The organism is Paenarthrobacter aurescens, from assembly GCF_025421775.1.
GTDB classification, from domain to species: Bacteria; Actinomycetota; Actinomycetes; order Actinomycetales; family Micrococcaceae; genus Arthrobacter; species Arthrobacter aurescens_B.
In genome coordinates this window covers 58,750-71,908 of the sequence record NZ_JAOEFX010000003.1, presented here as the reverse complement: position 1 = coordinate 71,908, position 13,159 = coordinate 58,750, and the positions used below count along the sequence as shown (strand labels likewise).

Sequence of the window (13,159 nt, the reverse complement as noted above, 5' to 3'; positions counted from 1 at the left end):
GGTGCCCATATTGGCCTAGTTCACCATAGTTTGCAGAATCCTGCGTTGTTGCAGGGAAACCACGGAGGTGCTTCCGGGGCTATGCGGGCCTTTACTGACCGGGTGCTACGCGGTCGTCCGGGATCATTGACCACAAGGTTGCCACACGTTCAGCGCCTTCCGGAATCCGGGTGGGATCCTCGAGTTCGTACTCCCGTACGACTTCACGGATCCGTTCGGCCAGTTCCTTGCGTTGCGGGTTGGTCAGGTAGAGCAGATTGCTGGACAGAACCACAGAGACCGGTTCGTCGCCGGTTTCACCCCTTTGCCTGCGTTGACCACGTGCCTTGGCGAAGGCGGAGGCCCTGCGCCGGAAGGCATCAAGCTCGAGGTCGACTACGGCAATCTCGGGGCTGGCCACGCTGCCTCCCGAGATAGTGAAGTCCGTTCCAGCAGCTTTCCAACGGCGTTCGCGGGCATCACCGGCATTTTCCGCCGGAGCCACGATCCCCCATTTCTGGAGGGCACGGAGGTGGTAGCTCATGGCACTGGGCGTCAGGCCAGTCCGGGCGGCGAGTTCGGTTGCTGTGTGGCTCACCTGGGTGGCATAGAGCTCGGAGATGACCTCAATGCGTGCAGCGTGCGCCAAGGCACGGATGGCCTTGGGATCGGTGATCTCAACCGTCTTCTCGGCCCGCTTCCGCCGCGGAACGTCGCCCGACGTTTGGGATGTCTCGTTGTTCGCAATCACTTCATCAGTGTAGTCAGGGTCACTTGCAGGAGGATCGGGGTTGCCCACCGAAGGCCTCGCGTCGCTGCTCATGCGCTGGTCCGCGCCGGGTCTGGAAGCAGGAACCCGTCCAGGACAAGATTGGTGACGTCGCGGAAAAGGGCCTCCCGGAAGCCGGCCTCATCGAAGTCCTCGTCGTTCCCCAGGAGCGATACCAAAGCCGATGCGATCTGTTTGACCGACAGCTGTCCGTCGCAGGCGGAAGCGAACCCGGCAAGCTCAGTGCTGAGCAGATTCGTCCGGCGGAGGCCCGCACCCTGCCTCAGCAGGATGACCCCGGGATGAAGGGCTCCAGGACGCTGGTGCCGTTCCTCGGTAACGTCCTCCGCTACCACTACGTGCGCTTCAGGCACCGGGTTGGCAGCCACCCAATCGGCCCGTTCCACGGCGGCACCCAAATGCGGGCCAATGGGTTGCTCGATGGGATAACTGATTTCCTCGAATCGGCTGATGATGGGCCCGTGGCCGTCCCCCGGTCGGCGCAACCAGATCATGCCGAACCCGATTCCTTCGGCGTTCCTCGACGCAAAGTCATCGAGGTAGGCGGCGTAGGAATCCTTGTAGTGCCCACCTTCCCTGTTCTGGGAGGCGTCCTGCAGCCAGGTTTCTGCGTATTGCTCCGGGCTCACTTGCTCCCGCTGAATGAACCAGACGTCCAGGCCTGAGTTCTGGAGCCACGCCATGGGACGGTCCTTCCAGTCCGCTCCAGCGGTGACCTCCCAATTCCCCAGCATCTGGGCAGTGCCCCCGGGTTCGAGGACTCCTGCGATGGACTGCACCAGGGAAGCCACGATCTCGTCACCCGGGAGTCCACCGTCGCGGTAGGTGAACTGGTCCGACGGCGATTCGCCCCCCATTCGAGGCGTGATAACAAAGGGCGGGTTGGACACCACCAGGCCGAATTGTTCTCCCGCCACCGGATCCAGGAGCGATCCCAGCCGAAGGCTCACGCGGTCCTCCAGATTGTTGGGATCCAGTTCAAGCTCCTTCGCGTTCAACAGCAGGTTGAAGCGAGTGAATGCGAGCGCCCGCGCAGAAATATCCGTGGCTGTGACGTGCTCGCAGTGGTGCAGGAGGTGGAAGGTTTGGATACCGCAGCCGGTCCCAAGGTCCAGAGCCCGCTTGGTGTGCTGCCTGAACGTGGTTTGGACCAGGGTTGTGGAAGCGCGCCCGATGCCCAGGACATGGTCGTGCCGAAGCACTCCCGGCTGCTGGTGGGCCGCAAGGTCGCTGGCTACCCACAGGTTGGCTCCGCCGGTGCCGTCCGCGTTGGCATCCCAACCGTACGGGCGCAGGTCTGCTTTGACCCGGACTATCCCTGACTCCACGGTGGCCAACCCCAGGTCCGTGAGTCCTTGCGCCCGGATCCCGGGGAGGGCTGCATCCACGTCGGCCACAGCCTGCGGAACGGCAAGCAGCCAGAGCCGGACAACCACAGCCAGCGCCCGAACGTCGGGTTCGTGGGACTCTGCAAGCTGCTCACTGGCCAGGAGCGCCGGGACCAGCTGGTCCCGGCTGAGCGCCGCGGAGGCGGACTCCCCCAGGAGGTCGGCCACCCCGTCCACTGTGTAGGAGATGGCTCGAAGGTCCGCGGCGAGCGCCGACAACAGATCGGGACGATCGCTGCGGGGAGCATCATCGGTGTTGCCGGCGGTAAACAAGAAAGCTGTGTCAGTCACCTTGCAAGTGTAGGGGCGGTACATCTGGGCGGACGGTCTTGCCTGGTGCTATGTGGACAAAGGCCCGGTTCGGAACCCGGTAGCGTGGAATCATGCTCAAACTCTCCTCCACAAGGCGCCGTGCGGGTCTTGTTGCCATAATCGCCGCTGCCCTGCTGGGAGCCAGCGCCTGCCAGGCACCCGTCAACATTGCCGATGCGGATGTTTCTGCCTGGAAGGAAAAGGTCCTTCCGGCGGCGACCGGTATGGTCTTGGAGGACTCCGGCAAAATTCTGAATCGGGACCCCCTGGTTAAGGAAACGCCCAGCGTCCCAGCCGGGACCTACACCCTCACCATGGCATGCGATGGTGGCGGCAAGACGTACTTCGCCGTCTCGTCTGGCGGCAACAAGATCACGGACGCAGCAGCGGCATGCAACGGCAGCCTCGATGTGGTGAAGATCAAAGTGCCCGGCACGGGTGCCCTCAGCATCTCCACAAGCAGCGTCGATGCACCGCTGATCTACGCCTACCATGTGGTTCCGGCAGCCAGCTAGACCGTCGCCGGAACGTCCAACAGACAACCTTTCAGCGAGCGGCTGCACGGGCGTAAAGTCAGTGCATGGGCAGCAAGGTAGCTCGCTCGGTGATGACACAGCGGCTGGCGAGGGCCGCCGTCGTACTTCTCGTTGTCCTGTGCGGCAGCGTGACGGGCTGTGAGTATACCTATGAGGACGGCGGACGTCCCGAGGCCAGCTCGCCCGCTACGGGTGGCAATATTGCTCTTCCGCCAGATCCTGCTCTGGAAGAAACGGTCACCGGTGAAGCCCTTGAAGAGTGGGCCAAGGCTGCGCTGCCAGAATCCCAGGGGCAGTCGTTCTACTCGAGCAGCGGCTACCTGAATCCCGGCGAGTCCAAATCCGAGCAAACGGTGCAGTTGCCCGGCGGAACCTATGCGGTGACGTTGGCGTGCCGTGGCACCCGCCGGGTGACGTTCGCCGTCGGGTTGGGCGAGGTAGCCCTGGTGGACCTGACGTTGGGGTGCGCAAACGCGAGGGTAAGCGTGGTTCAACTGGAAAAGGACGCCATACTGTCCATCACGGTGGGGTCCAGGTCGGACGCCAACTTTGCCTATCGCGTGAGCAGGCTCTGAAGCTGGCCTCAGGCAGCTTCGCAACCTCCAGGGCAGCGCAGCGTTTCCGGGCTGGAGGCGCACTCTGCACAGTAGAGGGTCAAGGTGCGGCAACTGAGGTTGGAGCAGTTCTCGAATTTGTTGGTAGGAGCGGCGCATCGGACGCACTCACCGATGGTCTTGGCATCTTCGCTGAACTCGACGTGCATTCGTTTGTCGAAGACGTACAGGGATCCCTCCCAGAGTCCTTTGTCCTTGAACGTTTCGCCGTAGCGGACGATCCCCCCATCCAACTGGTAAACCTCCTTGAATCCCCGGTTGACCATCAGGCTGGACAGGACTTCGCAGCGAATACCACCTGTGCAGTAGGTGACGATGGGTTTGTCCTTGAGGTCGTCGTACTTGCCCGAATCGAGTTCCTTGATGAAATCGTGGGTAGTGTCCACGTCCGGAACTATCGCATCCTTGAACTTGCCGATCTGGGCTTCAAACGCATTGCGGCCGTCGAAGAACACCACGTCTTCTCCGCTGGACTTCTTGGCGTCCACCAGCGCGTGGAGTTCCTCAGGCTGGAGGTGTTTGCCACCGCCAACCACGCCGTTGCCATCAACCCTGAGTTCACCGGGAGCACCGAATGACACGATCTCGTCGCGGACCTTGACGCTGAGGCGCGGGAAATCTGCGGCTCCTCCCTCGGACCACTTGAAGTCGATGCCGTGGAAGCCCTTGTATTCACGGGTGGTCTTCACATACTGCTTCATGTTGTTCAGCTCGCCGCCCACCGTGGCGTTGATGCCGTCCTTCGAAATGAGGATCCGACCCGTGAGGCCCAGTTTTTCGCACAGGGCGCGCTGCCACAGACGCACGGCGTCGGGGTCGGCGATTGGGGTAAAGCCATAGAAGAGCACAATTCGGTTCAAAGCCACTATTCAAGGGTACTTGGTGCAATAAAATCCTCCTTCGGCGGCAGCTTCTGCCCACCCGCCGGGGAGAAGAAGTCACAATTCCATAAGCAACGATTCCGGGGCTGACCGGAGACTGTTGCTTCATGGTGCGCTGGCATACTCTCTCTACATGAGTCCAGACGCCTTGGTTGAAGACATTGCGCACCTTTTGGAAGTCTGGGTGGCCGGCTGGTCCGGCTGCCGCGGCTACGAGTCACGCCAAGAGGGCCGCTTCCCTGCCGCACTTCGCACCGACAAGACCGGTGACTGGGAGTATTTCGCCCACGATCCTTCCGACGATGAATTCGCCGCGCTGGCGGCCAAGACCTCAGAAGCGCCGACGCGGATCCTGACGGTCCTTACCAACGATGTCCAACGGTACAAGTACCTCGCTGAACAGCACGGACTTACGGTGACGTCCGCTTCCCAAACCATGATGATCGTGGACATGGAAACCCAGGACTCCGAAGACCCGTGGCTCCCCGATGACGACCTCGAGCTCGCCACTTCGGAGGCCGATGGCGTCCACCACGCCGTGGTCCACTCCGGCGAGCAGGTAGCTGCCAGTGGACGGGTGTTCGTCGTTGACGGCACTGCCGTCTTCGACAAGATCGTCACCGAACCCGAATTCCAGCGCCGCGGGCTGGGCAGCTTCATCATGAAAGCCCTGGCAGCCCAGGCTTTCTCGCACGACGTTGAGAATGGGCTTCTCCTGGCGTCCTTGGACGGCCAAAAGCTCTACTCCCACCTGGGCTGGGATGTTGTCTGCCATGTCCTCATGATGTCCACCAGCGGCACTGAGGGATCGGACCTGTCGGGGGCCTAGCGGCAATCGTGTTAAGTCCGCGCTCGACGGCGGCGCTCTTGGGTGCCGCCGTCGGCATGCCTGCACAGTGACAGAATGATTCGGTGGCTGCACCAAATTCACTGATCTCCCTGCTGGGCCGGACGCCGGACCCTGAGCAGCTGCGCCATGTCCACACCATCCCCGCCCGAAAAGCCGTCAACGAGCCGTGGCCCGGGTGGGTGCACCCCGATATCGTGGCGGCATACGGAACTCTCGGAATCCACGAACCGTACCGGCACCAGATCCAGGCAGCGGATCTCGCACACTCCGGCCAGCATGTCGTCATCGCCACCGGAACGGCCTCGGGAAAATCGCTCGCCTACCAACTGCCTGCTTTGGATGCGATACACCGTTCCGAACTGCGCGTCCTCTCCGATCCCGGGAAGATCCACGACGACGGCGCGGTCACACTGTACCTGTCGCCCACCAAAGCACTTGCAGCGGACCAACTCGCGGCCATCCGCGCGCTGAAACTGCCTACAGTGCGGGCAGAAACATACGACGGCGACACCGACGTTGCGTCGCGCCGCTGGATCCGCGACCACGCCAACTTCATCTTGGCCAACCCGGACATGCTGCACTTCGGAATTCTTCCCAACCACACGTGGTGGGCGAGGTTTTTCCGGAGGCTGCGCTACGTCATCGTGGACGAGGCCCACAGCTACCGTGGCGTTTTCGGCTCGCATGTGGCCAATCTGATGCGACGCCTCCGCCGGATCTGCGCATACTACGGTGCTGGAAGCTCTTTCCCCGAGCCAGTGTTCATTGCAGCATCGGCCACGGCGTCCGATCCCGGGGTTTCCTTTGGACGTCTCATCGGTGCTCCCGTCAGGGAAGTTTCCCAGGACTGCTCTCCTCACGGGTCCACCACGGTGGCGTTTTGGGAACCCGCCCTGACTGATGTCAAAGGTGAGAATGGCGCCAAGCAACGGCGGACGGCAGTAGCCGAAACCGCTGACATCCTGGCCAACCTCGTTTCCTCGCGGGTGCGGACCATCGCGTTCATCAAATCCCGACGCGGAGCCGAATCCATCGCATCCATCACCAAGAGACTGCTGGATGAGGTGGATCCCAGCCTGCCTGGCCGGGTGGCTGCCTACAGATCCGGGTACTTGCCTGAAGAACGGCGTGCCTTGGAGCAAGCGTTGAGGTCGGGCCAGCTGCTGGGAGTTTCCAGTACGTCTGCTTTGGAGCTGGGCATCGACATTTCGGGGCTTGATGCCGTGCTCGTTGCTGGCTGGCCGGGCACCCGCGCTTCGCTTTTCCAGCAGATTGGGCGTGCCGGGCGGGCAGGGCAGGACGCCATTGCCGCTTTTGTGGCAAGCGACGACCCTCTCGACACGTATCTGGTGAACCATCCCGAGGCCATCTTTGACGTGTCCGTGGAAGCCACCGTGTTTGATCCCGGCAACCCTTACGTCCTCGGCCCGCACTTGTGCGCAGCGGCAGCGGAATTACCGATTGGGCCGGCCGAGCTTGAGCTCTTCGGCCCCACCGCAGAGGGTCTCCTGGAACGTCTTGTTGTTCAGGGATACCTTCGGAAGCGGCCTGCGGGCTGGTTCTGGACGCACCCGGAGAGCGCCGCAGGAATGGTAAACCTTCGCGCAGACGGCGGTGGACCCGTCAGCATCGTTGATGCCGAAACCGGATCCCTTCTGGGGACCATGGATTCGCCGCAAACCCACTACCAAGCCCACACGGGAGCCATCTATGTCCACCAAGGCGAGAGCTACCTGGTGGAGGACCTCAACGAAGCCGATCATTGCGTGATGGTGCGCCGGGTCAACCCGGACTTCTACACCACGGCAAGGGATGTGACCCAGATCGAGGTCCTTGAAACATCCCGCTCCGTCCAGTGGGGCGACGTGACGGTGCACTTCGGCGACGTCAAAGTAACCACCCAAGTTGTCTCCTTTCAGCGCAAGGCATTGATCTCGAATGAGATCCTCGGTGAGGAACCGCTCGAACTTGGAGCCCGGGACCTGTTTACCAAGGCCGTTTGGTTTGTGGTGGATAACCGGTCCCTTCACGGAGCCGGATTGGTGGAAGCGGAGTTCCCCGGGGCCCTGCATGCGGCCGAACATGCAGCTATTGGGCTTCTTCCCCTCGTGGCATCCAGCGACCGCTGGGACATCGGCGGGGTTTCCACCGCACTGCATGCTGACACGGGTGTCCCTACGATTTTCGTCTACGACGGCCATCCCGGCGGCGCCGGATTCGCTGAGCGGGGCTTCGAAAAGGCCAAGATTTGGCTTTCAGCCACACGCGACGCCATCAAGTCGTGCGAGTGCGAGGCAGGCTGCCCGTCCTGTGTTCAGTCCCCCAAATGTGGCAACAAGAACAACCCTCTGGACAAGGCAGCCGCCATCACGCTACTTGGCGTCTTGTTGAAGGACGCCGTCTAGGTTCACCAACCAACCGGGTTAGTACATCCAGGCGCCCTTCGCCGGCCCGCCCACAACCAAGCTCTTCCGGTCCTCACCTGTTCTGGTACGGCAACCTAAGGGGGTGGCCCAGCCCTGGCCCGACCGGTGGCAACCCCCCAGTCGAAGGGGTACGCCAACTCCGTAGCAACTTCCACCACCTCTCCTCCATCCACGGTGCAGGAAGCGAGCGTGGCATCGTGACGTCCGGCAACATGGGACGCTACCGCACACGGATCCCCCGACCTGAGGCCGCGAGCAGCATCCGCCGCGGCAAGAGCTGCGAGGTCAGCGGCCGACGCAGCCCGGGACGCCAGCACCTGTGCCTGCGCCAGTACGAGCAACCCAACCAGCAAAGCCATGACCACTGCACCCAACGTCAGGGCGAGAACCGTCCCCGCGCCGCGCTCATCATGGATACATGCTGTTGAGGTCATCACGGGACGCCCGACCCTGCGCTTGCTGATTCTGCGCTGGCTGATTCTGCGGGGGCGGAAGCCGACGCTGAGAGCTTCCAGGGAATCAAGTGCCCCAAGGCTCCTCCTACGGGCGAGGAGGCCGTCACGGTGAGCCAAGCGCCGTCGTCGATCAGCGACGAACTGACGCCTTCCCCTCCAAGCCTCCTGACAATTCCTTCCACCGAGGCTGCTGTCTCCCCTCGGGCCGATGCCCGCGCCCCCGCCCGCGCTGCTTCCTCCAACCGCAGTTGGGTAATCCCTGCAGCACCGCCTGCCAGCAGGAACGCCAGGAGCAACACCACAGCCGGTAACGCAATCGCGAACTCGGCGGTGACGGCACCCATTTCCTCCACCTGGTTCTCCTGGCTTCGCGATGGCCCCCCGCCGGCAGGCAGCACCTGCGTCATGGCAAGGACAGTGCGGTGCGGATCAGGTTCAGGAGGAAGCCACGAACCTCCTCGCTCCGAAGAATAACCACCAACAAGCCCGCAAGACCTACGGCGGCAAGGGTAGCGATGGCGTACTCGGCGGTAGCCATGCCGATCTCGGACCCCATCAGCCTTGCTCTTGCCCGGAAACCACCCTCCTCAAGTCGCCCGTCGTCGAACTCCTCAAGGTCATCGAACCCCAGTTCGAACTGCCCGGTTTCGTCCTCACCATCGAATCGCTCAAGGTCGTTGTGTTCAAGCTCGTACTCGGAGAGCTCGTACTGCTGGGTTGTCGCCGGTTCCCCGGTATGCGCCGCCGGGACTTCGTGGGGCGCCGGCCGCCCCCCGGGCAGGTCACCAATAAGGCCGGGAAGCGTAATTGACAGTGTTTTCACGATGGGTTCCTTTCAAGATGTGCCAGCGGGTCCGCCGACTGATTCGACTCTTCCGTGGCTGGATGTGGCCCGGAAGGAGGGGATCCCCCCAAGTGGATAAACCCACGCAGTGAGCTGGATGTGGAGGGACAGTGGTGCAGTACCCGCACCTCAACCTGACGGCAGCATCGCGATCAGGACGGGGACGATGCCCAGGCATATGAAGGCAGGCAGGGAGCACAGCCCCAAGGGAACGACGAGTTTCACGCCCAAGGCAGCCGCCCGCTTCTCAGCGGCCCGGAACTGCTCCCGCCGCTCCCTGGCGGCCTGTGCGTAAAGGATGGATGCCGATGGCGCACCTGTCAGCGCCGCGAAGGCCAGGGCTTCCTTGAGCCGGACCACTTCGGCAGTGTGCTTGATGGGAGTCCGCCAGGCAGTTTCCCAGTCGGCGCCCAAGGCAAGCGCGGCAACAACAGGTCTGAGGGATTGCCTGATGGGGGGTGAGGCGCACCTGCAAATGAGTTCCAGTGCACGCCCGATTCCGGCTCCAGCGTCGAGCATGGAGGCAACCAACTCCAGCATCATTGCCGTATCGCGCAGTCCCTCGGAGGATGCGTCATGCCCGGGCAGGGCATCGACGCCGGCCAAGGCGCTTGGACTGCCCGGGCTGAAGGATTCCGTCAATACCCTGGTGCCCATGTTTCGGGCCAACAACTGCGACCTCGTCCGCGTTGGCAAGGCGAAACAGACGAATGCTGCGATGGCCATGACCGCGATCAGCAACAGAACCGGGGCTCCAGGCATTACATGGCTCCGGCCGCAGATGCCACCAACTTTGAGGACCAGACGCGGCCAGCCACCGTCAGCAGGATCCCGGCGGCGAAGGTGGCAACACCCAGGAAGTTGCCCATCAAGATTCCCAGCGGGTCCACCCCCAATGCCATGCCCAACACAAGCCCAAAGACCGGCAGCCATGACAACAGTCGAACGGTGGCTTTTGGTCCGGCGAGCGCCGTCTGCCGCGCGGCTTCAGCGTCTTCTTCAGCTTCCAGTTGGGCTGCGAATCGGGTGAGAAGGTCGGCAAGCGGACAGCCGCTGATTTCCGCCACATCCAAGCAGGCCGCCATCTCCATCCATACTCGGCGCTCAGTACTTCCTCGCCGGGGATAGGCCTTTACAGCCGTAGCGCGTATAGCTTCAGCCGGTGAATTTCCGACCCTGGATGCCGCCCGGGCCGCGGCCAATACCAGCATCGACTCGACGGAAAGTCCCGTGGTCCCCGGTTCTGCTGCCCAGCCCGGGGCACCATCCACGCCAGACCTGGCAGCGTGAACAAGCCAAAGCTCTTCCCACAATCTGGCGGACCCCCGGCCACCGCGAAGGAGCGCCGCGAGCTGTTGCACCAGCACCACTAGCGTCAACGGTTCTGTCCGTCTTCGCCGAAGGCGGTGACCGAACCACAACCCCGCACGGGCAGCAGGGCTCCGAAGCCCGGCTGCCGGCTCTCCCAGGCTCCTCCGCAGTCGTCGGCCATCGGCGCGGTGGCCCCCGAGCTGCAGCCAGACCGCCAGCGCGGCCACGAAGACAAGGGCGCCGATCATGTACCGGCCCCTCTGCCTGGTGCCGCCACAGCTGGTGAGCCGATGTCTGTTGACCGTGTGCCACGTGACCGGAGGTCTTCCGGCCCGGCGACAAGTGTGGGGTCCATTCCCGGCAGCCCGTTCTGCTGGGGCCAGCCGTCCCCGGCAGAGCAAGGCAGGGATAGCCGCGCGGCGAGTTCGGGCCATGCCGGTCCTTGCGTCATTCCTGAAGGATGCCAGGTGAGGGCGGACACCACTTTCTGGCCTTCCCGGGTGTCGGCCAGCACGCCGACGGAAGCCACTTTCCGGCCGGACTGGGTGCGGTCCACGTGAATCACGACGTCCAGGGCGCTTGAAACCTGTAACCGTACGGCTTCAGCATTCAGACCCGCGAGCGCGCCGAGGGCCACCAACCGTGCTGGCACTGCCTCAGCTGTATTGGCGTGGATTGTCCCACCGCCTCCCGTGTGACCCGTATTGAGTGCAGTCAGCAATTCCCGGACTTCGGCGCCCCGGCATTCTCCGACAATCAGCCGGTCAGGCCGCATGCGCAATGCCTGACGAACCAATTCACCGAGGTCCAGTGCACCTCCGCCCTCCAGATTCCCGTGACGCGATTCGAGTGTGACCACGTGGGGGTGGACAGGGTTGAGCTCGGCGGCGTCCTCTATCAAGACCAATCGCTCCGTGGGGTGGCTCAGCCCCAGCATGGTGGACAGCAGGGTTGTCTTTCCCGAACCCGTTGCACCGCTGATCAGGAAACTCAGCTTTTGCGCCATGATGGACCGAAGGACCAACTCGACCTGCTCGGAAAACATGCCGCGTTCCCTCAATTCCCCCAGCGTAAACACGCTTTCGCGGCGGATTCGGATCGACAGCAAAGTCCCTGTTGTCGATATGGGTGCGAGGACCGCGTGTACCCGGTAGCCACCCTTGAGCCGGACGTCCACGCAGGGAGAGCCGTCATCCAATCGTCGGCCCCCGGCTGCAACCAACCGGGCAGCCAGGGACCTGATCTGTTGTTCAGTCTCGAAGTGAACCGATGATCGTTCCAAACCCCGCCCACGGTCCAACCAGACGGATTCCGGGCCGTTGACGAAGATGTCAGTCACGGCGGAATCCTGGGCGAGTTGCTGCAGCGGTCCCAGGCCGTTGAGCTCTGCGTTGATCGATTCGGCAGCCTCCAATGCTCCTGCGGTGCCCAAGAGCCTGCCACTTGCCTGTACTGCTGCTGCGACGGTTGACGGTGTTACGGGTCCGCTGCCCGCGAGCACTGACTCCCGCACTGTCTCAAGAAGCAGGGAGTCGAGTTTTCGGCCCTGCCTGCGTCTGGCGCCCTCGGCGAACGGGTTCATTGGATGGCCCCTTTGAGTTCCAGCACGGACATGGCAAAGCGGTTCACTGGCTTGCGACGGCCGAGCTCAAGTAAGCGCCCCAATTCAGTGCCGGCCGCCACACCCCGTACTTCAGGGAGAACGCCTAACAGCGGCAGTCCCAGTGACTCGGCAATCACCCCAGCGTCCACGGATGAGGCATTGCTCCCACGGACCACGAGTCCCGCGTCCATGGGTGGCAGCTCGTTCAAGATGCGCCCGGCCGCCACTGCGGCTTTGAGGTGGGCGGTGACAAGCAGCAAGATCCGGTCGCAATCCCAGGCAAGGGTCCTCGCAGCCTCTCCACTCCGCCCGATATCCACCAGGATGAGCTCAAAGCTCCGGCGTGCTGCGTCCATCACTGCAGCCATGGCCCCGGCATCGGGAGCCTGGAACGGTTCACGTGTTCCAGGCCATGACAGGTAGGCGAAGCCGCCGGCCACAGGCAGAGAGTCCCGGAACTGGGCGGGGTCCAAGCTGCCCCGCGTTTCTGTGAAGTCCGGCCATCGGAGGCCGGGGATGTCCTCAGCCGATACGGCCAGTTCAAGGCCGCCACCCAGAGGATCGCCATCAATGAGCATGGTGCTTACGCCGTGGTCAGCCGCTGCCTGTGCCAACCAGATCGCAGTGGTGGTAGCACCGGCCCCACCACAGCCACCGATAATCCCCACCACCACGCCTCCGGGCTCAGGAGAACCTGACATGCTGAGGTGTTCGGCCAACCACGCCGCCGCCTCCGGAAGAACGGCTACCCGTTCGGCTCCGTGGGCAGCGGCCAGCCTCCACAGCCCGTCCCCTTCGGAAGCCCTGCCCAGCAGCACCGTAGGCGCACGTCTCCGCGGCGGCAGTTCACGGACATCGCTTCCCACCAAGACAACGTCGGCGCTGTCCCATCCGTGAACGGCCTCGGCCACGTCCGCGACCGTTGAGAGCCTCCCTCCCGCAGCGGCGACGATCCGTTTGGCCTCTTCCTGAAGGTACGGGTCCCTTGAGACGAGCAGTATCCCGGCAACATCGTGTGGAACCCAGGACCGGTCCATCTCCGGTTCTACTGCTTGTCTGCTGGTCTGCCTGTGCCGACGATCTCGCTTGCTCATGGCACCAACAATGGTTGAGTCGTGGAACCGGGATAAGTGACGAAATCTCCTATGTGCATAACCGGACATAGTCGGA

At 63.1% G+C, this 13,159-nt stretch carries 14 protein-coding genes; 4 read left to right on the top strand and 10 right to left on the bottom strand.

Features of this window, described 5'->3' with window-relative positions; genetic code table 11:
* Nucleotides 1-91 precede the first annotated feature (91 nt).
* On the bottom strand, nt 92-802 hold the full coding sequence (locus N7568_RS06560) for an ArsR/SmtB family transcription factor (protein ID WP_261609093.1): 711 nt from the start codon (nt 800-802) through the stop codon (nt 92-94).
* Nucleotides 799-2,472, bottom strand: coding sequence for a DUF7059 domain-containing protein (locus tag N7568_RS06555; RefSeq protein ID WP_261609092.1), 1,674 nt, complete (start codon nt 2,470-2,472; stop codon nt 799-801). The genes N7568_RS06560 and N7568_RS06555 overlap by 4 nt, the downstream gene beginning before the upstream one ends.
* A 68-nt stretch (nt 2,473-2,540) precedes the next feature.
* On the opposite strand from N7568_RS06555, the gene N7568_RS06550 reads away from it, so the two are divergent.
* A complete protein-coding gene (locus N7568_RS06550) occupies nt 2,541-2,984 on the top strand; it encodes a hypothetical protein (RefSeq protein ID WP_261609091.1) in 444 nt (147 codons plus the stop codon).
* A 65-nt stretch (nt 2,985-3,049) separates the two neighbouring features.
* Nucleotides 3,050-3,580: a hypothetical protein gene (locus N7568_RS06545; RefSeq protein WP_261609090.1), complete on the top strand. Its 531-nt coding sequence runs from the start codon at nt 3,050-3,052 to the stop codon at nt 3,578-3,580.
* Between the two features lie 8 nt (nt 3,581-3,588).
* On the opposite strand, the gene trhO is transcribed toward N7568_RS06545, so the two are convergent.
* Nucleotides 3,589-4,485 (bottom strand): oxygen-dependent tRNA uridine(34) hydroxylase TrhO, encoded by an 897-nt coding sequence (trhO, locus tag N7568_RS06540; protein ID WP_261609089.1) that lies wholly within the window; start codon nt 4,483-4,485, stop codon nt 3,589-3,591.
* 148 nt (nt 4,486-4,633) lie between these two features.
* Between trhO and N7568_RS06535 the strand changes: the two genes are divergently transcribed.
* Both N7568_RS06535 and N7568_RS06530 read left to right on the top strand, forming a co-directional pair.
* Nucleotides 4,634-5,329: a GNAT family N-acetyltransferase gene (locus N7568_RS06535; RefSeq protein ID WP_261609088.1), complete on the top strand. Its 696-nt coding sequence runs from the start codon at nt 4,634-4,636 to the stop codon at nt 5,327-5,329.
* A gap of 83 nt (nt 5,330-5,412) precedes the next feature.
* On the top strand, nt 5,413-7,755 hold the full coding sequence (locus N7568_RS06530; protein WP_261609087.1) for a DEAD/DEAH box helicase: 2,343 nt from the start codon (nt 5,413-5,415) through the stop codon (nt 7,753-7,755).
* A gap of 95 nt (nt 7,756-7,850) precedes the next feature.
* Here the strand turns inward: N7568_RS06530 and N7568_RS06525 are convergent, their stop codons facing one another.
* The 7 genes from N7568_RS06525 to ssd form a co-directional block, all read right to left on the bottom strand.
* Nucleotides 7,851-8,210, bottom strand: a complete 360-nt coding sequence (locus tag N7568_RS06525) for an Rv3654c family TadE-like protein (protein ID WP_261609086.1) — start codon at nt 8,208-8,210, stop codon at nt 7,851-7,853.
* The gene (locus tag N7568_RS06520; RefSeq protein ID WP_261609085.1) at nt 8,210-8,638 is read right to left on the bottom strand and encodes a TadE family type IV pilus minor pilin; all 429 of its coding nucleotides are present in this window, start codon (nt 8,636-8,638) and stop codon (nt 8,210-8,212) included. Before N7568_RS06520 ends, N7568_RS06525 begins: the two co-directional genes overlap by 1 nt.
* Nucleotides 8,635-9,054 carry a DUF4244 domain-containing protein gene (locus N7568_RS06515; protein ID WP_261609084.1) on the bottom strand — a complete coding sequence of 140 codons (420 nt, stop codon included), beginning with the start codon at nt 9,052-9,054 and terminating at the stop codon, nt 8,635-8,637. Before N7568_RS06515 ends, N7568_RS06520 begins: the two co-directional genes overlap by 4 nt.
* Nucleotides 9,055-9,204: 150 nt before the next feature.
* The gene (locus N7568_RS06510; RefSeq protein ID WP_261609083.1) at nt 9,205-9,837 is read right to left on the bottom strand and encodes a type II secretion system F family protein; all 633 of its coding nucleotides are present in this window, start codon (nt 9,835-9,837) and stop codon (nt 9,205-9,207) included.
* Nucleotides 9,837-10,634, bottom strand: a complete 798-nt coding sequence (locus tag N7568_RS06505) for a type II secretion system F family protein (protein ID WP_261609082.1) — start codon at nt 10,632-10,634, stop codon at nt 9,837-9,839. The genes N7568_RS06510 and N7568_RS06505 overlap by 1 nt, the downstream gene beginning before the upstream one ends.
* The gene (locus N7568_RS06500) at nt 10,631-11,968 is read right to left on the bottom strand and encodes a TadA family conjugal transfer-associated ATPase (RefSeq protein ID WP_261609081.1); all 1,338 of its coding nucleotides are present in this window, start codon (nt 11,966-11,968) and stop codon (nt 10,631-10,633) included. The genes N7568_RS06505 and N7568_RS06500 overlap by 4 nt, the downstream gene beginning before the upstream one ends.
* Nucleotides 11,965-13,083 carry a septum site-determining protein Ssd gene (gene ssd / locus N7568_RS06495; RefSeq protein WP_306422686.1) on the bottom strand — a complete coding sequence of 373 codons (1,119 nt, stop codon included), beginning with the start codon at nt 13,081-13,083 and terminating at the stop codon, nt 11,965-11,967. Before ssd ends, N7568_RS06500 begins: the two co-directional genes overlap by 4 nt.
* Nucleotides 13,084-13,159 lie beyond the last annotated feature (76 nt).

Coding starts and splice junctions, on each gene's coding strand:
- N7568_RS06510 (WP_261609083.1), bottom strand. CDS start 9,837: ATGCCTGGAGCCCCGGTTCTGTTGCTGATCGCGGTCATGGCCATCGCA.
- N7568_RS06500 (WP_261609081.1), bottom strand. CDS start 11,968: ATGAACCCGTTCGCCGAGGGCGCCAGACGCAGGCAGGGCCGAAAACTC.
- N7568_RS06525 (WP_261609086.1), bottom strand. CDS start 8,210: ATGACCTCAACAGCATGTATCCATGATGAGCGCGGCGCGGGGACGGTT.
- N7568_RS06545 (WP_261609090.1), top strand. CDS start 3,050: ATGGGCAGCAAGGTAGCTCGCTCGGTGATGACACAGCGGCTGGCGAGG.
- N7568_RS06550 (WP_261609091.1), top strand. CDS start 2,541: ATGCTCAAACTCTCCTCCACAAGGCGCCGTGCGGGTCTTGTTGCCATA.
- N7568_RS06555 (WP_261609092.1), bottom strand. CDS start 2,472: ATGTACCGCCCCTACACTTGCAAGGTGACTGACACAGCTTTCTTGTTT.
- ssd (WP_306422686.1), bottom strand. CDS start 13,083: ATGAGCAAGCGAGATCGTCGGCACAGGCAGACCAGCAGACAAGCAGTA.
- N7568_RS06560 (WP_261609093.1), bottom strand. CDS start 802: ATGAGCAGCGACGCGAGGCCTTCGGTGGGCAACCCCGATCCTCCTGCA.
- N7568_RS06535 (WP_261609088.1), top strand. CDS start 4,634: ATGAGTCCAGACGCCTTGGTTGAAGACATTGCGCACCTTTTGGAAGTC.
- N7568_RS06505 (WP_261609082.1), bottom strand. CDS start 10,634: ATGATCGGCGCCCTTGTCTTCGTGGCCGCGCTGGCGGTCTGGCTGCAG.
- N7568_RS06520 (WP_261609085.1), bottom strand. CDS start 8,638: ATGACGCAGGTGCTGCCTGCCGGCGGGGGGCCATCGCGAAGCCAGGAG.